This window comes from Streptomyces sp. NPDC005878 (genome assembly GCF_040629815.1).
Classification (GTDB): Bacteria; Actinomycetota; Actinomycetes; order Streptomycetales; family Streptomycetaceae; genus Streptomyces.
On record NZ_JBEXWK010000001.1, the window covers coordinates 62,190 to 82,344 of the forward strand.

Consider the following 20,155-nt stretch of genomic DNA (forward strand, 5'->3'; position numbering starts at 1 on the left):
TCAAGTGGGCGTGTCCGTAGGCCATTTCAGGACGGCCTCCCCCCCCCTCGGGGCACGGGCCGACGGCCTCTTCTGCCGGAACCCCTCCTACCGGTGCCCCTCCCTCCGCTCGTCCGCCGACCGCACCGCGCAGTCGGGGCCCGGCGACATGATCGACTCATGTCCGTCGGGGAAGCGGACCCGGTAGGGCGGTGTGCCGCCCTCCCCCAGGATCTGGACGATCTCGCCCGTTCGGTCGTGCTGGCCCACGACCCTGCCGTGCTGCACCAGCTGGTCACCCTCGGTCGCTCGCATCGAGGCCTCCCTCGGAAGCGGACTGGTCGGTACCTGCATTTTATGACCGTTTATGACCTATGGCCCTGATAAACCCGTTCTTGCCTCCTTGCCCTGTCGGAAATCTCCGCCCAAACTGCTCCCGACCGAGGAGGACGCGGATGACCACCCTGGTGATCGGAGCACGCGGCAGCGTCGGACGGCAGGTGCTCGACCAGCTCCTCGCCCTGGGCGAGCCGGTCCGGGCCTCGGCACGCGACCCGCGGAGGGCGGACCTGCCGCCCGGGGTGCCGGTGGTCGCGGCCGACCTCGACAGGCCCTCGACGCTTGCGGCCGCGCTCCGGGGCGTACGCCAGGTGTTCGTGTACGCGACCGGGGCGGGCATGGCGGACTTCGCGGCGGCCGCCCGCACCGCGGGCGTCGAGCACGTGGTGGCCCTCTCCTCCGGGAGCGTCCTCCTGCCGTACGCCCACGGCAACGCGATCGCCGAGGAGCACCGGGCGATGGAGGCGGCACTGGCCGCCTCGGGGGTGCGCTGGACCCCCATCCGGCCGCTCGTGCTCGCCAACAACGCGCTGACCTGGTCGTCCTCGATCCATACCGAGGGGGTGGTCCGGCTCCTGCACCCGGACGCGGTGACGGCGCCCATCCATGAGCGCGATGTGGCGGCCACCGCCGTCGCGGCGCTGACCGGGGTCCCCGCGACCGGGCTCAGCGATCTGCTCACGGGTGGCGAGCTGCTGTCGCAGCGCCGCCAGGTGGAGCTGATCGGCGAGGCCGCGGGCCGGCGCATCCGCGTCGAGGAGCTCAGCGAGGCGCGGGCACGACGCGAGTTCGCGCGGTTCGGGTCGCCCGAGGCGGCCTCGATCGTGCAGTTCCTCACCGCCGCCGCCCGGGGCGGCTCCCCGGCGACCGGGACCGCGCGCCGGGTGCTGGGCCGGCCCCCGCTGCCGTTCGCGCGATGGGCGGCCGACCACGCGGCGAGGTTCATCTGACGGCGGCGGGCCGCAGGTACCGCGCCACCTGTCCGCCCCTCGTCGTCGCCATCACCACCGTCGGCGTCGACGACGGCAGGCTCGGCACCGGCGAGGGCGCGGCACTCGTCGGCGCGGCCATCCTGTCCGTACCTCTCCTGCCGCTCACTGCCCTGCGCCTGCGGCCGACGGGCGAAGCCTTGGAGCGAGAACGCGGCGAGGCGGCGGAGTCCTGGTGCCGGCCCCCTTCCACCGTCCTCACCGTCTCGCGGCACACCCCGCGGTTGTCCGGGGCCAGGCGGGGTTGTCCGGCGCGGCCCGGGGCACCCGCACTTCGGGAGGTGGGCCGTGGAGGTGGGAACGGTGGCGGGGTCCGGTCGGATGCGGGCGCGGCGGGCGGCGCGGGGTCCGGTGGTGGAGGGCGCCGCGCGGGCCGGGTTCGTGGCGCGGGGCGTCATCTACATGCTGGTGGGGCTGCTGGCCGCCCGGGTGGCCACGGGCAGCGACCGCGGCCGGCAGGCCGACCGGGAGGGGGCGCTCGCGGAGATAGGGCAGCGGCCCATGGGGACGTTCGTCCTGTGGGCGCTGGCGGTGGCGCTCGCCGGTATGGCGCTGTGGCGCCTGTCGGAGGCGGTCTTCGGGGCCGCCGGGACCGACGGACGCAAGGCGCGCAAGCGTCTGCTCTCCGCGGCGCGCTGTGTCTTCTACGGTTTCGTCGCGTACACCGTCTCGACGTACGCGCTCGGCGACCGCCGGAGCGAGGGCGGCTCCAGCGACCGCGCGTCCCAGGACGTCACGGCCCGGCTGCTCGACCTGCCGGGCGGGCGCTGGATGGTCGGCGCGGCCGGGGTCGTCGCGATCGGGGTCGGGGTGTGGATCGCGGCCCGCGCCGCGCTGCGCAAGTACCACGACCGGATGCGGCTGGACGAGATGTCGGAGCGCACCCGCCGACTGGTGGACTGCACGGGCGTGGCCGGCGGGATCGCGCGGGGCGCCGTCTTCACCACCGCGGGCGGCTTCGCCCTGTGGGCGGCGGTCGGCTTCGACCCGAACCGGGCCAAGGGCATGGACGACACCCTGCGCTCCTTCACCCACACCCCCGTCGGGCCGTGGCTGCTGATGGCGGTGGCCGCGGGCCTGGTGCTCTTCGGGCTGTTCTCCTTCGCGATGGCCCGCTGGCGCAAGTTCTGAGCCGACGGACCGCGCCGAGCGGGGCTCGGGCGCACTTTGCGGGTCGGCACCGCGCGCGAGGCGCCTACGGCGAGGAGCGACAGGCCGCTCTCGACATACGCGTAGCCGAAGTCGTACAGCGCGCGATCGCCGTCGGGGCGGGCCGCCACCGCCGCGGCCGCCCGGTCGAGGTCGTGGACCCGGCCGCCCGCGCGGCGCGGCGGGCCACGAGCGCCGCCTCGTCCGCGCGCAGGTCCTCCCCCGGGTTCCACAGCCTCCGCACGGCGTGGCTCGCGTGAGACCATGGTCATGATCTTCCCCGCGGGGGGCGCCGCTCTGAACGGGATTCCCATCGGATCGAAAATTCACCGTGTGGGATGTGGGTTCGCGGGTACACGCTCCTCGCGTTGGTACGCGTTGGAAGCTTGTACAGGTCGATCGAGGGAGAGATCATGACGACGGTCGAGGTCAGCACCATGGCGGGTCCGCGGAGCCAGGTGGCGCCCGAGCTGCCCCTGGTGGAGTGCCCCGACAAGCTCGCGCCGCGGGACGCACGGGAGCTGTCGCGCCTCTTCTTCGAGCAGCTCGCGGTTCTGGAGGAGGGCACGCCCGCCTACCAGTACGCGCGCAACACGCTTATTGAGATGAACATGTCGCTCGTGCGCTTCGCTGCCCGGCGGTTCCGCCAGTACGCGGACGAGATCGAGGACGTCGTCCAGGTGGGCATGATCGGTCTGATCAAGGCGATCGACCGGTTCGAGCTGTCGCGCGAGACGCAGTTCGCCACGTTCGCCGTGCCGTACGTCGTCGGCGAGATGAAGCGCTTCTTCCGCGACACCACCTGGGCCGTGCACGTTCCGCGCCGCCTCCAGGAGCGCCGGACGGAGCTGGGGAAGGCGCGGGCCGAGCTGGAGAGCCGTCTCGACCGCTCCCCCACGGTCAAGGAACTGGCCGCCCTGATGGACATCAGCGAGGAAGAGGTCCTGGAGGCCCAGCTGGCCGCCAACGGCTACCACTCCTCGTCCCTCGACGCCGCCCTGTCCGGCAACGAGGAGGAGGGTGAGGCGGCGCTCGCCGACATCATCGGCTGGGAGGACCCGGCCATGGAACTGGTCGAGGACTTCCAGGCCCTCGCACCCGCGATGGACACCCTGACCGAGCGCGAGCGGTTCGTCGTGCATCTGCGGTTCGTGGAGGAGCGCACCCAGGCGGAGATCGGTGAGACGCTCGGTGTCTCGCAGATGCAGGTGTCCCGCATCCTGCGCCGGATCCTCACCAAGCTCCGCACCGGTATGGGCGTCGTCGCGGAATGAGCCGGCCGGCGCCCCGGCGCCGTAGTCCTTCACCGACGTAAGAACGTCATAGCGCGAGCGAGCCGGCGTCAGGACGCACACCAGCGTCCTGGCACCGGCTCGCTCGCGCCTGTGCCCGCGTCGCTCGGAGCACCAGCACTCACGGAGAGAATCGCTCGGGAAAGGAAGAGGGCGGCGGCACCGGGCCCGTGGAGGTCACCGCCCATGACAAGTCACCGGGGAAGAGCAGAGGGAACCACCTCGGCAGGGCGCCTGAAGCGCCGCTCACAGCGGCAGGAAGACCTGGATGCGCTTGCCTCCGGCAGGCAGCAGGCTCACGGTGACGCTGGTCGCCAGGCGACAGATCATCGGCCAGCCGTAACCGCCGGGGGTGAAGTCCGCGGTGGGCTCCTTCGTGGTGGGAAGCGCGTCGCTCGCGTCCTCGACCACCAGCCGCAGCCCCACCCGGTCCGCCATCGCCTCGAAGGCGGTCACACCGCCGGCGTGCCGCAGCGCGTTCGTCACCAGCTCCGAAGTCACCAGGAGAGCGTCCGCGACCTCGGGGGCCTGCGTCGACGGCCGCTCCAGCGCGGCGCCCAGCAGGTCCGTCACACGCCTGCGCGCCTCCGCGGCGTCGACCGGTACCAGACCGGTCCTCCACATCGGAGCCGTTTCCTCACTCACGTCACTGCCCCCGTCCTGCATGCGCAACCGCCCGCACTAGCCCCTGCGCACCTGCCCAGGGTTCCCACACGTCAATCCCCTCGCTCTCGCCAGGGGCGGCCCCGTCGCGACGGGGGACGCGACGGGGCCTTGGGTTCCAGGTGCCCTGAGGTACCGGGATCATGCTCGTGATGCCCGTCACACCGGCGTGACAAGGCGGCGGCCGTTATGAGGACGGTGCCAGCATCCGCTTGCTGATCCACTCCAGAGGACCGTCGCCGAGGGACTTCGCGTACTGCCGTCCGCTGTGGTGACCGTTCTGGATCATATACAGATTCGTTCTGACCGGTCCCTTGCCGTACTTGGCGAGGAAGTCCTTCACCTTGGCCTGGCCCGATTCCTTGGTGCCCAGCATGATCGAGAGGTTCACCGTGGGGCCGCCCTTGTTGATCAGATCCTGGGCGAGCTGCTCCGGGTTGTTGGCCTGCTGCTCCTTCTCGTGGCCCTTCCACAGCGGGGAGTCCGGGCGGGTGTCGGGGCCGCCGGCGATCGCGGCGCCGAACCGGCGGGGGTATTGCAGCATCATCTTCATCCCGACATAGCCACCGGAGGAGGACCCGAAGAAACCCCAGCCCCGGGGATCCTTGAACGTACGGAAGTTCTCCCGCACCAGGTCCGGGACGTCGTCCGACATCCAGGTGCCCATCTTCGGCTGGCCGGGTATGTCACTGCCGTCGTAGTAGTTCTTCTTGTCCGCGTTCAGCACCGGCATGACCACCACGAACGGCAGGCTCCTGCCCCGCCGCGCCTGTTCCGCGATGGTTTCCTGGAGCTTGAGGTCGGCGCCGTACCAGTAGTTGGTGGGATACCCGTTGCTGCCGGGGAGTGCGATCAGTACCGGAAAGGCGCTGTTCTTGTACTTCTCCTCGAAGTACTGCTTCGGGGCCCACGCCCACACCTTCCCCTCGAAGCCCGACTTCCGGCCCTTCAGCGTCGTGCGCACCACCTTGGTGCCGTCGGCGAGTTCCCGCTGCACACTCCACTCGCGCGGATTGGTCGGCAACTGCACCTTGCTGTTCCCGGGCGCCCGGCTGCGGCTCGCCGGCTTCGCGGCCTGGTCGCCGAAGCTCACCGGGTCGCTGCCTTCGGAACACCCGGCGACCAGCAGGGCCGAGCAGAGAGCGAGCACCGCAACCGGTGCCGTGGACGGGCGCTTCATACACCAACTCCGAATTCGATGGGCGGTGCGCCGCGCAGGACGGCACCGGACGGGAAAGGGCCACCCGCGCCGTACCTCCGCACACACGCCGATCGAAATCCCCGTTCCGGGCGAACAGATGCGCCCGGGGCCCTCGGCGTTCCCCGGAACACCCTGTGATCCCACTCACCCGTGTCCGTGGACGACGTCGACGGCGGCCACCGCACCGGGTTCCAGGGGGATATGGGGGTTTCTCTCATCAACTCTTTAGTGTGCAGGCGAATCAGACGGGCTGCGGTTGTTTGGGTAAGGTGTGTATCTTTTGCCTACTCGCCTGTGCTGTGCCCGCAGCAAGGGCCGGCATCCGGCGGCATCATTCAGCACGAGGAAAGCGACATCCCATGGCGGACGAGCCGGACACCACCACACTCAAGGACCAGTACGCGGCGCGGGTCACCGCCGATCTGGAAGCCAACCAGCAGGACCAGTCACGTATCCGCGCCGAACTCGACGCCCTCAAGGGCCGGCTCGAAGCCCTGGAGCGGGACCACGGTCTGCTCCAGACCATGCACCACACCCTCACCGGTGCCGCCGCCGCGGCGGGCAGGACGGCCACCGCCGTCCAGCGCACCCCCGCGAAGAACGCCACCCCGAAGGCCGACACCCCGAAGGCCGGCAAGGCCGACACCGCGAAGGTCGTCACCGCGAAGACCGCGACGACGAAGACCGCGACGTCGAAGAGCGCCTCCGGCAAGTCGGTGAAGACGGCCGCCCCGGCCAAGGTGCCCACCCCCCGCTCCAAGAAGACCGAGGTCACCTCCGAGGTCACGGCCACGGTCAAGTCCCCGGCCAAGTCGGCGGTCAAGTCCGCGGCGAAGCCCGCCCGCACCCTCCGCAAGAACACCGCTCCGGCGAAGACCGCTTCCCGGGGCAAGGCGGAGACCTCCGGCCCCACCCTGCGGGAAGTCGTCCTCGGCCTCTTCGCCGGTCACCAGGAGCCGCGTACGGTCGCCGACATCCTCACCGAGCTGACCACCGCCCACCCGGACCGCGCCACCAGCCCCCAGGTGGTCCGCAACACCCTCGAAGCACTCGTTGCCAAGGGCGAGTTGGAGCGCGAGCGCAAGCAGGGCTCCGTCTTCTACACCGCTCCCGACAAGGGCACCACCGGGACGGCCGGTACACCCACCGCCGACGCCGTCCCCGTGAAGGCCTGACACTCCTCGTCCACCGGGGTCGGATCGGGTCGACGACCTTCCCCCGGGTCGACGGCCTTCCCCGGGTCTACGACCTTCCCGGGCCGACGACTTTCCCGCCGTACGGCATCAGCCACGCAGAGCCCGGCGGACAGCACCCTGTCCGCCGAGCCCCGTGCCCCGAGTCCCGAGCCCGTGCCCCTATCCACCCCTCGTCGGCTCCGGCCGGGAAGTCGAGCCGCAGCGGGAGGAAAGAACCTCCGCGGTTTTCGTTATCCGCCACTCCCCCGTCCGTCTCCCACCGTGGAGAAGCAGTCGGTGGAGGCCCCGGGACCGCCCGGGCCCGGGGAGAGTGGACGAGGCGTGGATATGGAGTACGGGACGGCGACGGTCGCGGCGGCGCGAGCCGGTGACCAGCAGGCCCAGGACGAGCTCGTCGCGGCCTGTCTGCCGCTGGTCTACAACATCGTCGGGCGGGCGCTGAACGGTCACGCCGACGTCGACGACGTGGTCCAGGAGAGCGTGCTGCGGATGCTCGACGGCCTGCCGGGGCTGCGCGACCCGGCCAGCTTCCGGTCATGGGTGGTGGCCATCACCATGAACCAGCTGCGCGCGTACTGGCAGCGCGCCCGCACCCGGCCGGACGGCACCGGCATCCAGGAGACGAGCGACCTGCCCGACCCGGGCGCCGACTTCGTCGACCTCACGATCCTGCGGCTCGGGCTCTCCGGGCAGCGCAGGGAGGCCGCCGAGGCCACCCGCTGGCTGGAGCCCGAGGACCGGGGGCTGCTCTCGCTGTGGTGGCTGGAGACGGCCGGACAGCTGACCCGGGCCGAGGTGGCCGCGTCCCTGGAACTGTCCCACCAGCACACCGCCGTACGCGTCCAGCGCATGAAGGAGCGGCTCGACGCCTCGCGCCAGGTGTGCGGACGTTGGCGGGTGCCTCGCACTGCCACGAGCTGACCGGGCTCCTGTCGCTGTGGGACGGAGTGCCCTGCGCGCTGTGGCGCAAGCGCATCACCCGGCACACACGTGCGTGCCCGGTCTGCTCGGGGCTCGGCAGCGGACTCGTACCGCCGGAGGGGTTGCTCGCGGGGCTCGCGCTGGTGCCGGTGGTCTCGGCGGCCGGTCTGTTCGCCGCCCTGTCCGCACACCGGGCGGCGGCCCCCGCCCCCATGGCGCACACCGACGCGCCCTCCACGGACCCCGGCCCGGCACCGCGACCGCAGGCACGCGGCCGCCACCGGCAGGCTCCCCGGGGCCGGAACGCCCCGGCCGAACCGGTCACCCGCGGCGAGCTGCGCCGTGACCGGGACCGGGCCCGACGGCGCCGCCGTGCCGCCGCAGTGCTCGCCGGCGCCACCGCGATAGGCGGTCTGGCCGTGGCCATCCACCTCTCGACCGAGCCGTCGGCCCCCGGCCACACCGTCGCCGACGCCCCGGCCGGCACCACGGTCACGGCCGGGAGCCCCCAAGGCGCCACCACCACCGCGCCCGCCCCCACCCGCTCGGCCACCTCACCCTCGCCGAAGGCCAGTGCGTCGCCGTCGCCCAGCCGCTCGGCCACCTCGTCCACACCGGCCGCGCACCGCCCCGCGCCGCACAGCGCCGCCGCACGGCCCCCCGCCCCGCACACCCCCGCCGTACCGAAGAACGGTCTCGCCCGGCAGGGCTCGGACGCCCAGCAGGTGATCGCCCTCGTCAACAGCGAGCGGGCCAAGAACGGCTGCGGTCCCGTGACCGACAACGCCCAGCTCGCCACCGCCGCCCAGCGCCACTCCGACAACATGGCGGCCCAGGGTTTCTTCGACCACACCGACCCGAGCGGGGCGGGCCCCGGCGAGCGCGTCCACGCCGCCGGCTACCAGTGGTCCACCTACGGCGAGAACATCGCGCGGGGCCAGCAGAGCCCGGCCGACGTGATGACATCCTGGATGAACAGCCCCGGCCACCGCGCGAACATCCTCAACTGCGCCTTCAAGGAGCTGGGGGTGGGGATCCACAGCGGTCCCGGCGGCCCGTGGTGGACCCAGGACTTCGGCACCCGGATGTGAGACCCCGCCGCCCGCGTGCTCAGGCGGGCCCGAGCGCGCGGGCCCGGGCGATGAGCAGGGCCACGTCGTCATGGGTGTCCGGGCGGCGCAGGGCGGCGAGCAGGAAGTCGCAGGCGTCCTCCAGCGGGCGGCTCGGGCCGGTCAGCAGGTCGGTGAGGGTGGCCAGCCGGGTGTCGATGTCCTGGTCCCGGGTCTCGATCAGACCGTCGGTGTACAGGACGAGGTCGTCCCCCGGGTCGAGGCTGACGGCGGTGGTCGAGAACGGGACACCGCCCACGCCCAGCGGCGCTCCGGTGGGCAGGTCGAGCAGCCGGGGCGGGCGGCCGGGCCGCAGGTGCACCGGCGGCGGGTGCCCGGCGACGGCGATGTGGCACAGGTGGGTGTGCGGGTCGTACAGGGCGTACACACAGGTCGCCGTGGCGTCTCCCAGGTCGGCGGTGGCGGCGTCCAGATGGGTCAGCACGGTGGCCGGGTCCAGGTCGAGGCGGGCCAAGGCGCGGGCCGTGGCGCGCAGTTGGCCCATGGTGGCGGCGGCGTTGATGCCGCTGCCCATCACATCGCCGACGACCAGCGCCGTACGGTCGCCGCTGAGGGCGATGACGTCGAACCAGTCGCCGCCGGTCTCGTCGTCGGCGGCGGCCGGCTGGTAGCGGTAGGCGATGTCCAGCCCGCTGGGGTCGGCGGGGCGCTGGGGCAGCAGATGGCGTTGGAGCATCAGCGCGGTGTCACGCTGGCGCTGGTACCAGCGGGCGTTGTCGATGGACACCGCCGCGCGGGCGGCGAGTTCGGTGGCGAGCAGGACGTCGTCCTTGCTGAAGGGGGCGGGGTTGCGGGCCCGCTTGAGGTCGAGCGCGCCGAGGACCTGGCCGCGGGCGATGAGGGGGACGGCCAGGTAGGAATGGACTCCCGCGGCGGCGAGGAGGTGCACGGCGTCCTCGTTGCGCGCGATGCGCGGCAGGTCCTCGGGGCGCACCTTGGGGACCAGGACCGGGCGGCCGGTGCGGGCGCACTGGGTGACCAGCCGGGTGGGACCGTACAGGGCGACGTCGCCGACCGGGTCGGCGGCGGAGGTGGCCTCGGTGGGGTAGGCGGCATTCAGCGCCAGCGCGCGGAACCGCACGGCGCCGTTGTCCGCCTCCCCCGGCCGGGGCCCCGCGAGGACGGTGTCGAGCACGTCCACGGCCGCGATGTCGGCGACTTCGGGGACGGCGACCTCGGCCAGCTCGCGGGCGGTCACCTCCAGGTCGAGGGTGGTGCCGATCCGCACCGAGGCGTCCGCGATCAGGGAGAGGCGGCGCCGGGCCTGGGCCGCGGAGACGGCGGCCTCGTGCTGCTCGGTCACGTCGACCACGGACACCGCGGCGCCGAGGACGTGCCCTGCCTGGTCGTCGAGCCGGTACACCGACACCAGCCAGGCGTGGTCGCGCTCGGGGTCGGCGGCGGTGCGCCCGGTGGTGAACTCGTCCAGTACCGGCCGCCCCGTCGCCATCACCTCGCGCATCCGCTCCTCCACGGCGGCCCCGTCCAGGAACGGCAGCACCTCGACGATGCGGCGCCCGAGGTGCTCCTCGGCCGAGATGCCGTTGATGCGTTCGAGAGCGGGGTTGACCAGCACGTACCGCAGGTCGGTGTTGAGGACCGCTAGGCCGATGGGCGACTGGTCCACGAGCCGCAGCGACAGCGCGAGGTCGCGCTCCACCCGCCGTACGGTCGCCTGTTCGGAGGCCAGGCCGAGCGCGAACATCCGGCCGTTGTCGGCCTCCAGGCGTACGTTGCGGAACTCGACGAGCTGCGTACTGCCGTCCTTGTGCCGTACGGGGAAGACCCCCGCCCAGGTGCCGTCGCCGGACATGACCTGGGCGAACAGCTCCAGCACCACATGGCGGTGCTCCTCGGCGACCAGGAGCTTGGCGGCGTACTGCCCCAGCGCCTCCGCGGCGGTGTATCCGTACACCCGTCTCGCCTCGGGACTCCACAGCCGGATACGGCCCTCGTCGTCCAGGACGACCGCGGCCACCCCGAGCACGTCCAGGAGGCCGCCCGCCACCAGCGACGGGTCTCTCGCCCCCGAACGGGCCGGGAAGGACTGCGCATCAGCCATCACCGGCCTCCTCACCCGTACGCCCCTGCGCGGGACACGCCCGCTGACCAGGTCCAGGCCGATCGGCACGACTTTCCGCCTTCCATGCTGCGCCCCGGCGCCCGGGGGTGCGACCGGGCGGGGGCCGTTCGGCGCGGCCCGGCGGAGCCCGGAAGGGCCGTACGCCCCGGTCGGGACACGGCCCTGGTCAGCCTCCGGCCGGATACGCCGAATGGTGCGGGCGGCGGAACGGGGGGCGGCCCGTGCCGCCCGCGGTCACTTCCCGCGGCCGCCGCGGCGCCGCAGCACGAGGAGCGCCGCCGTCACGCCCGCCCCGGCCGCGACGAGCTGCCGGGGCCGCACGCGTACGGCCATCACCGCCACCGTCGCCGCCCGGCGTACGGGCGCGGGGGTGAGGTCCCGGGCCGTGCGGCCCGCCTGGCCGACCGCCCGCTGGGCCCCGGACGCCGCCGTGCTCGTCCGGTGCGTGGCCCCCTCGGCGCGCTGCTTCATGTCCGCCTCGGCCGCGAGCCTGGCCGCACTGTCGCTGATGCCCATCGGTGCCTCTCTCTCGATCCACGGGTTTCTCACGCTCTCTTCCGGGTCACCCTGGGAGAGCGGCTCAAACCGGGTGCGGGCCGGTGCTCACCCGGCTGCCGCACGGATCGCGGACGCCGGACCGGCCGGGGACGATGGGGCGCCGGACCCATGTCGGGCCCGGGCGGGCACGTGGGCCGCCGCGGCACTAGAGCGCCGATCATTGGGCACTCTCCCTACGGGCGCCCACCGGCGCCCGGAGCACCACCAGCAGGGGCGAAGGACGGGTGAACCCATGAGACCGCACACGAGCGACGCGTACGACGGGTCCGCCGCCGGGGACAGACGGTTCGCCGTCACGGCGAGGCGGACCGGCGACGCGGCGGTGCTCTCGCTCACCGGCGAGCTGGACCACGACACGGTGGAGCCGCTGCGCACTGCTCTGGCCGAGCAGATCGCGGCGGCCCCGGCCCGGATCGTGGTCGACTGCACGGGTCTGCGGTTCTGCGACTCGACCGGGCTCAACGTGCTGCTGCGGGCGCGCGCTTCGGCCGCGCACACGGAGGGCGCCGTCATCGAACTGGCGGCCCTCCAGCCGCCGGTGGCCCGGATGTTCGAAATCACCGGTGCGGCCGCGGTGTTCCGCGTCCACACCGACCTGGACCAAGCGCTCGCGGGCCGGCCGCCCGGGTAGCGGAGGAGTTGATGGGCGACACGAGCCGGACCGGGCGGAGCCAGATCCGCCGACTCGAACTCTTCGGGACGAAGGGTGTGGTGACACGCTGCCGCGACTTCACCGCGCGGGCGCTGGCCGACTGGGGGTGGACCTCGGCGGAGCCGGAGGGGGACCGCGAGCGCGCGGACGACGTGCTCCTCCTCGTCTCCGAGGTGGTCACCAACGCCTGCCTGCACGCGGGCGGGCCCCGGGAGCTGGTGCTGCGCCACGACGGCGGCCATCTGCGGGTGGAGGTCGCCGACGGCAGTCCCCTCGCGCCCGCGCGCCGCCCCCGGGCGCCCTCGCTGCCCGGCGGCCACGGTCTGATGGTGCTGGACCGGCTGGCCGAGGAGTGGGGCTCGACACCGCTGGGGGCGGGCAAGGTGGTGTGGCTGGAGGTCGCGCTGCCGTCGTGGGCGGAGGGGACGCACACACCGTAGGCCCTGATTCCCGCAGAGCCGCGCCCCGGCGGCGGCTAGCCGCGGCCGTCCGTCGCGGGGGCGTCTTCCAGCAGCCCCGTGCGCAGCCGGTCCAGGATCTGGGCGAGCAGCCGTGAGACGTGCATCTGGGAGAGGCCCACCTTCGCGCCTATCTCCGCCTGCGTCAGCTCCTCGCCGAACCGCAGCGAGAGCAGGGTGCGCTCGCGGTCCGTGAGGCCCGCGATGAGCGGTTTGAGGGACTCCAGCGCGTCGATGACCTCGAAGGCGCCCTCCTCCTCCGCCAGCCTGCGCGACGCGCCCGTACCGGCGCCGCTGTCGTCGTCGGGGAAGTCCAGCGACCGCGTCATATAGCCGTTGGCCGCCTTCTCGCCCTCGACCACCTCGGCTTCCGGCACCCCCAGGCGCGCGGCGAGCTCCGCCGTCGTCGGCGGGCGCCCCAGCTCCTGGCCGAGCGACTCCTGCGCCCCGGCGAGCCGCAGCCGCAGCTCCTGGAGGCGGCGGGGCACCTGCACGGCCCACGTGGTGTCCCGGAAGAACCGCTTCATCTCACCGCTGATGGTGGGCAGCGCGAACGAGGAGAACTCCACCCCCCGCTCCACGTCGAAGCGATTGATCGCCTTGATCAGGCCGATGGTGCCCACCTGGACGATGTCCTCCATCGGCTCGGCCCGGTTGCGGAACCGGCGCGCCGCGAACCTGACCAGGCTGAGGTTGAGCTCGACCAGGGTGTTGCGTACGTACGCGTGCTCCGGTGTGCCCTCGTCGAGCTCGGCGAGGCGGCGGAACATCGCCTCGGAGAGGGACTGGGCGTCCCGGGTGCTGAGCTCCCGGGGCCGGACGGTCTCGGGTATGCCGTCCAGCGCACGGCGCCGTACCGCCGACGCGGGCGCCGCCGACGGCGGCTGCGTGCGGGAGGTGGCTTCACGGGCGGTGCGCATGGTGCTCCTTCGACGGGGCGGGGCCTGAGCCGCCGGGGTGGCGGCGGGTCCGTCGGCCGAGCGTTCTGACTGGGTGATGCCCGTTTTGCCGCAGTTTGATGCCGATGGCGATTGATTCGCCGCAAGGCGGGGCACCCGCCCGGTATGCATCGTGGCCAAGCCAAGGAGCGCGTGACCGAGAGTCGCCGGTTCAGCCTGGAAAAGGGACCCGGCGTAGTGGGCCAATGCCGCGATCTCACCCGTCAAGTCCTGGAGCAGTGGCTCGGTCCCCGTGGTGCCCGCGAGCGCACCACGGTGGACGACGTACTGCTGCTGGTCTCCGAAGTGGTCACCAACGCGTGTACGCACGGTGACGGACCTTATGAACTCCGGATCGACCACACGGACGACAAGGTGTGGGTGCAGGTCAGCGACAACAGTCCCGAACGACCACAACCCCACGGCAGACACCGGCCCACCCGGTCCTCGGGGCACGGCCTCTATCTGCTGAAGAGGCTCTCGTCGGCCTGGGGCTGGGTGCCTCGCGGGCGCGGGAAGACCGTGTGGTTCGAGGTACCGGTGCCCCGCCCGCACGGTATGGCCCTCTGAGGCCGTCGGTCGTACGGGGCCGTCGGCGAGGGCGGGTGGGGAGTGACCGCCGAGGGCCGCACCCGGGATGTCGGGGCGGGCCGATCGTGCCAGAGTGGAGGCGCCCGTCGAGTTCGCCGCACGCGCGAACCCCCGCACGCGCGCCGCTCCCGGGCCGTGCGTGCCGACGGTTCGATGCGAGGTTGCGATGGACGTCCCCGCCCCCGGCGACGGCTCCCCGGACACCCCGGCGGGCCCGGCCGAGGACGCGCTGCGCCGACTCCTCGCCGGGCTCACCGCCGTACGGGACGGGGATCTCTCCGCGCGTCTGCCCGCCGAGGAGGGCGGCCTCCTCGGCGAGATCGCGACCATCTACAACGGGATGGTGGAGCAACTGTCCCTGGTCACCTCCGAGGTCACCCGGGTGGCCCGGGAGGTCGGCGGACAGGGGCTGCTCGGCGGCCATGCCCGGGAGCCGCGGGTGCGGGGGGTGTGGCTGGAGCTGACCTCCGGTGTGAACACCATGGCCGACAACCTCACCTCCCAGGTGCGTTCCATCGCGCAGGTCGCCACGGCGGTGGCGCGGGGCGACCTCACCCAGAAGATCCGGGTGGACGCGCGCGGCGAGATCCTGGAGCTGAAGGAGACCATCAACACGATGGTCGACCGCCTGTCGTCGTTCGCCGAGGAGGTCACCCGGGTGGCCCGCGAGGTGGGCACCGAGGGCAAGCTCGGCGGCCAGGCGACCGTACGCGGGGTGTCGGGCACCTGGAAGGACCTCACCGACAACGTCAACTCCATGGCGGGCAACCTGACCAGCCAGGTGCGCAACATCGCCCAGGTCACCACGGCCGTGGCGGGCGGCGACCTCACCCGCAGGATCGACGTGGACGCCCGGGGCGAGATCCTGGAGCTCAAGACCACCATCAACACGATGGTCGAGCAGTTGTCGTCGTTCGCCGCCGAGGTCACCCGGGTCGCCCGCGAAGTGGGCAGCGAGGGGCGGCTCGGCGGGCAGGCGGAGGTGGAGGGTGTCTCCGGCACCTGGAAGCGGCTCACCGAGAACGTCAACGAGCTGGCCGGGAACCTGACCCGGCAGGTCCGCGCGATCGCCGAGGTGACCAGCGCCGTCGCCGAGGGCGACCTGACCCGCTCGATCACGGTGGACGCTCCCGGCGAGGTGGGTGAGCTGAAGGACAACATCAACGCGATGGTCGAGTCGCTGCGGGTCACCACCCGGGCCAACGAGGCCCAGGACTGGCTCAAGACCAACCTCGCCCGGGTGTCCGCCCTGGCGCAGGGTGCGGCGGGTCTGCCGGAACTCGCCGAGCTGATCATGAGCGAGGTGCCGCCGCTGGTGGGCGCGCAGTACGGCGCCTTCTTCCTGACCCATGACAGCCCGCACGGCACCGAGCTGGTCATGACCGCCTCCTACGCCTCCCCCGACGACCCCGCGGCGGGCCCCCGGCGCTTCCTGCTGGGCCAGTCGCTGGTGGGCGAGGCGGCCCGCCGGCGGCGTACGGTCGTGGTCGACCGGGTCCCGCCCGGTTACGCCACGATCGCCTCCGGCACCGGGCACGCCGACCCCGGCCAGCTGATCATCCTGCCGGTGGTCGTCGAGGAGCAGGTGCTCGGCGTGGTGGAACTGGCCGCGCTGCGCCCCTTCAGTGAGCTGCACCGGGACTTCCTCGACCAGTTCATCGAGACCGTCGGCGTCAACGTCGGCTCGCTCATCGCGAGCGTCCGCACCGACCAGCTGCTCGGGAAGTCGCAGCGGCTCACCGCCGAACTGCGGGCCCGCTCCCAGGAGTTGCAGGAACAGCAGCAGGAGCTCCAGCGCTCCAACGCCGAGCTGAAGGAGAAGGCCGCGCTGCTCGCCGACCGCAACCGGGACATCGAGGGCAAGAACCTGGAGATCGAGCAGGCCCGCCAGGAGCTGGAGGTGCGGGCCCAGCAGTTGTCGCGCACCTCGATGTACAAGTCGCAGTTCCTCGCCAACATGAGCCACGAGCTGCGCACCCCGCTCAACAGCCTGCTCATCCTGGCCCGGCTGCTGGCCCAGAACCCGGAGGGGAACCTGACGGAGAAGCAGGTCGACTACGCCGAGGTCATCCACTCCGCGGGCTCCGACCTGCTCCAGCTCATCAACGACATCCTGGACCTGTCCAAGGTCGAGGCCGGGAAGATGGACATCCGGCCCGAGCCGTTCGCACTGCCGCAGTTGCTCGACTACCTGGAGGCCACGTTCCGGCCGGTGGCCGCCGAACGCGCGCTGGACTTCCGCATCGTGGCGGCTCCCGGCATCCCGGACGAGCTGACCACCGACGAGGCCCGGCTGCGCCAGATCTTGCGCAACCTGCTCTCCAACGCCCTGAAGTTCACCGAGACCGGCCATGTGCAGCTCGACATCCACACCGCCGAGGGCGACGAACTCCCACAGGTCCTGCGCGCGTCGGGCCCCGCGCTCGCCTTCCGGGTCACCGACACCGGGGTGGGCATCCCCGAGGACCGCCTGGAGAGCGTCTTCGGCGCGTTCCAGCAGGGCGACGGCACCGCCGCCAGACGCTACGGGGGCACCGGCCTCGGCCTGTCCATCAGCCGCGAGGTGGCCCGGCTGCTCGGCGGAGTGATCGTCGCGGAGAGCGCGGTGGGACGGGGCAGCACCTTCACGCTCTACATGCCGCTCAGCGGTCTGTCCGGACGGCACGAGGACCCGCTCGCCGAGGAGCGGCCCGTACCGCGGGCGGAGGAGGCGGGCGCGCCGCCCGAGCCGTCCGGGCACACCGTCCTGGTCGTCGACGACGACGCCCGCAACGTCTTCGCGCTCACCCAGATCCTCGAACACGCCGGGATGGTGGTGCTCACGGCGGCCGGCGGCCAGGCCGGGATCGATCTGCTGTCCTCGCGGGACGACGTGGACCTGGTGGTGATGGACGTGATGATGGCCGGGATGGACGGCTACGCGACCACCGCGGCGATCCGCCGCCGGCCGCGCTTCGCCCACCTGCCCATCATCGCGGTGACCGCGAAGGCCATGCCCGGGGAGCGCGCCAAGGCGCTCGCCGCCGGGGTCGACGAGTACGTCGCCAAACCCGTGGACGCGGACCGGCTGCTGGCGGTGATCCGCGACCACCTCACGAGGCGGTGACGCCACGCCAACTCCTTTGCACTGAGGGCGCGTTCAGTCCCGTACGCGTATCGCGACGACGCTGGTGTCGTCGTCGGTGTCGCCCGTCGCCGCCTCGAGCAGCCGCTCCACCTGTTCGTCGACCTCGCGGCCGCTCCACCGCTCGGCGAGGCCGACCAGCGTCGCGAGGCCCTGGTCGAGTGCGTCGTGGCGGCGCTCGATCAGACCGTCCGTGTAGAGCAGCAGGGTGTCACCGGGGCGCAGCGGTGTGTGGATCTCCCGGTACGTCACGGACGGGACCGCGCCGAGCAGCAGGTCGTGCGGCCCGTCGAGCAGCCGCGCGCGGCCGTCGCGCAGCAGAAGCAGCGGCAGGTGCCCCGCGCTCGACCACCGCAGGGAGCGGTCGCCCGGGTCGTAGAGGGCGCACAGGGCGGTGGCGGTCGGGCCGCCGCTCGTGCGGAGCGTGACCTCGTTCAGCCACTCCATCAGGCGTCCCGCGGTCTGGCCGCTGAAGGCCAGTCCCCGCAGCGCGTTGCGCAGGGCCACCATGCCGGTGGCGGCGTCGATGCCGTGTCCGGCGATGTCGCCGACGGCCAGCAGCACATGGCCGCTGGGCAGCGGCAGCGCGTCGTACCAGTCGCCGCCGACGCGGTACTCCTGCGCGGCCGGCCGGTAGCGGGCCGCGACGATGAGGCCGGGCAGCTCCTGGGTGCCCGGGGTCTCGGGCACGATGGCCTGCTGGAGCCGCAGCGCCATCTCGTCGCGGATGGCCGCCTGCTTCTGCACGGCCGTGAGCTGGTCGAAGGTCGCGGTCAGCGCGGCCTCGGTGCGCCGGCTCGCGGAGACGTCCTGGTAGACGCCGCTGATGCCGGTGACCACGCCGTCGTCGACGAGCGGTTCCGCCGCGACGCGGACATGGCGCATCGTGCCGTCGGCGCGGATGATCCGCAGTACCGCGAGCGCGCCCCGCTGGTGTTCGGTGAGGGTGGTGAGCAGGTGGGTGAGGGCGTCGCCGTCGTCGGGGTGCAGCCACGCGCGCATGGCGAGCAGCGGGACGGGGGCCGCGCCCCGGTCGATGCCGAAGATGCGGTAGGCGGGCGCCGACCACACCGACTCGCCGCCCACCACGCTGTCGCGGAACAGCGCCACCCCTTCGAGGTGGCCGACGGCCCGGGCCGCGGACATCTCGGGGTCGCTGCTGGCGTGCCAGAGCACCACGGTCCGTTCGCTGCCCGCGGGCAGCACCCGTACGTCCAGGAGCGGGGCGGTCGCCGCCTCGCCCGCGATCCGGGGCAGCCGGGCCACGCTCTGGCGCCGGGCCGAGCCGTGGGCGCCCCGGGCCAGCCGGGCCAGCTCGGCGTGGACGTACGGGAACGCGAGGGCGAGCGGCTGGCCGACGGGCGGCGCGGAGCCGCCCAGACTGCGGATCGCGGGCCCGTTGGTGTACTCGACGGACAGCGCGGGGAAGTCGGGCGCGCCCCGCAGCACCATCGCGGGATGGCCGAGCGCGTCCAGGACGTCCATCAGGACCGGCATCTCGGACGGCTCGCCCTCGACGCCGGCGAGCACGGTCGCGGCCACCTCGGTCAGTCCGGTGAGGGCGCGGCGCAGCCGGGGGTCGAAGTCCACCTCGTCGGGCCAGACGACGAGGGCCAGTCCCACGACCGTCCCCGGGGTGCCCAGCGGCAGCAGCGCCCGGCCCGCCGGCCTCCCGGGGCCCGGCAGCGGCTCCCCGGGCGGCGGGCCGGAGCCGAGCCAGCAGGGGGCGCCGTCCGTCATGACCGTGTGGAAGACGGCCGGGGCCCCCGGCGGGATCCACTGCCACACCACCGCTTCGGCGGCGCCCACCCCGGCGTGTCCGGCGAGCCGCAGGCAGCCCGTCTCCGTGCGCCGCCACAGCCACAGGCTCTGCGCGCCCAGGGGTGCGAGCCCGCCTTCCAGCAGGGCCCGTGCGGCCTCGTCGACGCTCTCGTAGGTCTCGGCCGCCGCCAGGGCGCGGCGGTTCCTGCGGGCCTCGTCCGGCGGGGCGCTGGCGGCGGCCGGGACGGCGCCGGGGTCGCCCCCGATGCCGTTCAGCACGTCCGCGGCCAGGTCTTCCGGGCCGACGCCGGTGTCCGCGGAGAGTTTCTCCAGGTGTTCCCGGGCCTGGGCGGGGCCGAGCCGGAGCTGCGCGGCGAGGACGCCGGTGGCCAGGTCGAGCAGGTGCTGCCGGGCGCGGTCGGCGCGGAGGCGTTCGGCCTCGGCCCAGAGCGCGGCGATGGTGGAGGCGGTCTGCGCGCCCACCGTCCCCGAGGTGTCCGGCACCGGCTTGATCACGGCATCTCCCGTCCCGAGCGGTCGGAGAGCGGGCCAACGTGTCCTTACGGGATTTTACGCGTGCGGCGCCCCCGGCTCTCGGGCAGCCGCCCGGCCCCCGGGCCCGGCCGGCCTCACTCCGTGGTGTGCCGGTGCCGGACCCACAGGGGCAGCACGAACCAGCACACCAGGTACCAGGTCGCCACCCCGCCCACCAGCCACGGCCAGTACCCGCCGTGCGAGGCCACGCGCAGCACCAGGACCAGCGAGGAGGTCATGGTGGCGAAGAGCAGCACCAGGCCGGTGAAGGTGAGCCGGGACGCCCAGACCACGGCGGTCGGCTTGATGTTGCGGCCGGAGAGGATCCGGTGGAAGGAGACCGGAGCCACCAGGGCGCCGGTGGTCAGCGAGCCCAGGACGACCGTGCAGATGTAGATCCCCTTCTCACCGTCTCCCAGCTGGTGGAAGAGCGGGGTGAAGGCGACCGTGAGGAGGAAGCCGAAGAGGATCTGCACACCGGTCTGGGCGACGCGGATCTCCTGGAGGAGGTCGCCCCATTTGCGGTCCGCGCGGTCCGCCGCGCTCTCGTCGCGCCCGTCGTCCACGCGCCGCCCGCCGTCGCCGCTGCCCATGACA

Annotated in this window: 16 protein-coding genes and 1 pseudogene; 9 read left to right on the plus strand and 8 right to left on the minus strand. The window is 73.0% G+C overall.

Going from position 1 to position 20,155, the window contains the following annotated elements; genetic code table 11:
• Positions 1-87 precede the first annotated feature (87 nt).
• Entirely contained in the window at positions 88-294 is a 207-nt protein-coding gene (locus ABZ404_RS00315) for a DUF1918 domain-containing protein (RefSeq protein ID WP_358831627.1), read from the minus strand.
• Positions 295-434: 140 nt separating this feature from the next.
• Between ABZ404_RS00315 and ABZ404_RS00320 the strand changes: the two genes are divergently transcribed.
• The 3 genes from ABZ404_RS00320 to ABZ404_RS00330 all read left to right on the plus strand — a co-directional run bounded on the left by ABZ404_RS00320 (position 435) and on the right by ABZ404_RS00330 (position 3,730).
• Positions 435-1,268: an NAD(P)H-binding protein gene (locus tag ABZ404_RS00320; protein ID WP_358989920.1), complete on the plus strand. Its 834-nt coding sequence runs from the start codon at positions 435-437 to the stop codon at positions 1,266-1,268.
• Positions 1,269-1,628: 360 nt separating this feature from the next.
• Positions 1,629-2,438 carry a DUF1206 domain-containing protein gene (locus ABZ404_RS00325; protein ID WP_358837904.1) on the plus strand — a complete coding sequence of 270 codons (810 nt, stop codon included), beginning with the start codon at positions 1,629-1,631 and terminating at the stop codon, positions 2,436-2,438.
• Positions 2,439-2,893: 455 nt separating this feature from the next.
• Positions 2,894-3,730, plus strand: coding sequence for a SigB/SigF/SigG family RNA polymerase sigma factor (locus tag ABZ404_RS00330; RefSeq protein WP_358837922.1), 837 nt, complete (start codon positions 2,894-2,896; stop codon positions 3,728-3,730).
• Between the two features lie 264 nt (positions 3,731-3,994).
• On the opposite strand, the gene ABZ404_RS00335 is transcribed toward ABZ404_RS00330, so the two are convergent.
• Both ABZ404_RS00335 and ABZ404_RS00340 read right to left on the minus strand, forming a co-directional pair.
• Positions 3,995-4,372 carry an ATP-binding protein gene (locus ABZ404_RS00335; protein ID WP_358837442.1) on the minus strand — a complete coding sequence of 126 codons (378 nt, stop codon included), beginning with the start codon at positions 4,370-4,372 and terminating at the stop codon, positions 3,995-3,997.
• A 226-nt stretch (positions 4,373-4,598) separates the two neighbouring features.
• Positions 4,599-5,591 carry an alpha/beta hydrolase-fold protein gene (locus ABZ404_RS00340; RefSeq protein ID WP_358837443.1) on the minus strand — a complete coding sequence of 331 codons (993 nt, stop codon included), beginning with the start codon at positions 5,589-5,591 and terminating at the stop codon, positions 4,599-4,601.
• A gap of 380 nt (positions 5,592-5,971) precedes the next feature.
• Here ABZ404_RS00340 and ABZ404_RS00345 point away from each other — a divergent pair, with 380 nt between their 5' ends.
• Together ABZ404_RS00345 and ABZ404_RS00350 are read left to right on the plus strand one after the other, a co-directional pair.
• A complete protein-coding gene (locus tag ABZ404_RS00345) occupies positions 5,972-6,787 on the plus strand; it encodes a hypothetical protein (RefSeq protein ID WP_358837444.1) in 816 nt (271 codons plus the stop codon).
• 348 nt (positions 6,788-7,135) lie between these two features.
• Positions 7,136-8,820: pseudogene (locus tag ABZ404_RS00350) on the plus strand (sigma-70 family RNA polymerase sigma factor).
• 19 nt (positions 8,821-8,839) lie between these two features.
• On the opposite strand, the gene ABZ404_RS00355 reads toward ABZ404_RS00350, so the two are convergent.
• Together ABZ404_RS00355 and ABZ404_RS00360 are read right to left on the minus strand one after the other, a co-directional pair.
• Complete coding sequence (locus tag ABZ404_RS00355) at positions 8,840-10,921, minus strand: SpoIIE family protein phosphatase (RefSeq protein ID WP_358837760.1); 2,082 nt, start codon at positions 10,919-10,921, stop codon at positions 8,840-8,842.
• Between the two features lie 255 nt (positions 10,922-11,176).
• Positions 11,177-11,458 carry a hypothetical protein gene (locus tag ABZ404_RS00360; protein ID WP_358989924.1) on the minus strand — a complete coding sequence of 94 codons (282 nt, stop codon included), beginning with the start codon at positions 11,456-11,458 and terminating at the stop codon, positions 11,177-11,179.
• A gap of 274 nt (positions 11,459-11,732) precedes the next feature.
• Between ABZ404_RS00360 and ABZ404_RS00365 the strand changes: the two genes are divergently transcribed.
• Both ABZ404_RS00365 and ABZ404_RS00370 read left to right on the plus strand, forming a co-directional pair.
• Positions 11,733-12,131: an STAS domain-containing protein gene (locus ABZ404_RS00365; RefSeq protein ID WP_358836891.1), complete on the plus strand. Its 399-nt coding sequence runs from the start codon at positions 11,733-11,735 to the stop codon at positions 12,129-12,131.
• Between the two features lie 11 nt (positions 12,132-12,142).
• Entirely contained in the window at positions 12,143-12,592 is a 450-nt protein-coding gene (locus tag ABZ404_RS00370) for an ATP-binding protein (RefSeq protein ID WP_358836892.1), read from the plus strand.
• Between the two features lie 35 nt (positions 12,593-12,627).
• Here the strand turns inward: ABZ404_RS00370 and ABZ404_RS00375 are convergent, their stop codons facing one another.
• Positions 12,628-13,530, minus strand: coding sequence for a SigB/SigF/SigG family RNA polymerase sigma factor (locus ABZ404_RS00375; RefSeq protein ID WP_358836893.1), 903 nt, complete (start codon positions 13,528-13,530; stop codon positions 12,628-12,630).
• Positions 13,531-13,701: 171 nt separating this feature from the next.
• Here ABZ404_RS00375 and ABZ404_RS00380 point away from each other — a divergent pair, with 171 nt between their 5' ends.
• Positions 13,702-14,118 carry an ATP-binding protein gene (locus ABZ404_RS00380; protein WP_358836894.1) on the plus strand — a complete coding sequence of 139 codons (417 nt, stop codon included), beginning with the start codon at positions 13,702-13,704 and terminating at the stop codon, positions 14,116-14,118.
• A 187-nt stretch (positions 14,119-14,305) separates the two neighbouring features.
• Positions 14,306-17,245 (plus strand): HAMP domain-containing protein, encoded by a 2,940-nt coding sequence (locus ABZ404_RS00385; RefSeq protein ID WP_358836895.1) that lies wholly within the window; start codon positions 14,306-14,308, stop codon positions 17,243-17,245.
• Positions 17,246-17,278: 33 nt separating this feature from the next.
• On the opposite strand, the gene ABZ404_RS00390 is transcribed toward ABZ404_RS00385, so the two are convergent.
• Both ABZ404_RS00390 and ABZ404_RS00395 read right to left on the minus strand, forming a co-directional pair.
• Complete coding sequence (locus ABZ404_RS00390; RefSeq protein WP_358989926.1) at positions 17,279-19,540, minus strand: SpoIIE family protein phosphatase; 2,262 nt, start codon at positions 19,538-19,540, stop codon at positions 17,279-17,281.
• A 113-nt stretch (positions 19,541-19,653) separates the two neighbouring features.
• Positions 19,654-20,151: a DUF6328 family protein gene (locus tag ABZ404_RS00395; protein WP_358837521.1), complete on the minus strand. Its 498-nt coding sequence runs from the start codon at positions 20,149-20,151 to the stop codon at positions 19,654-19,656.
• Positions 20,152-20,155 lie beyond the last annotated feature (4 nt).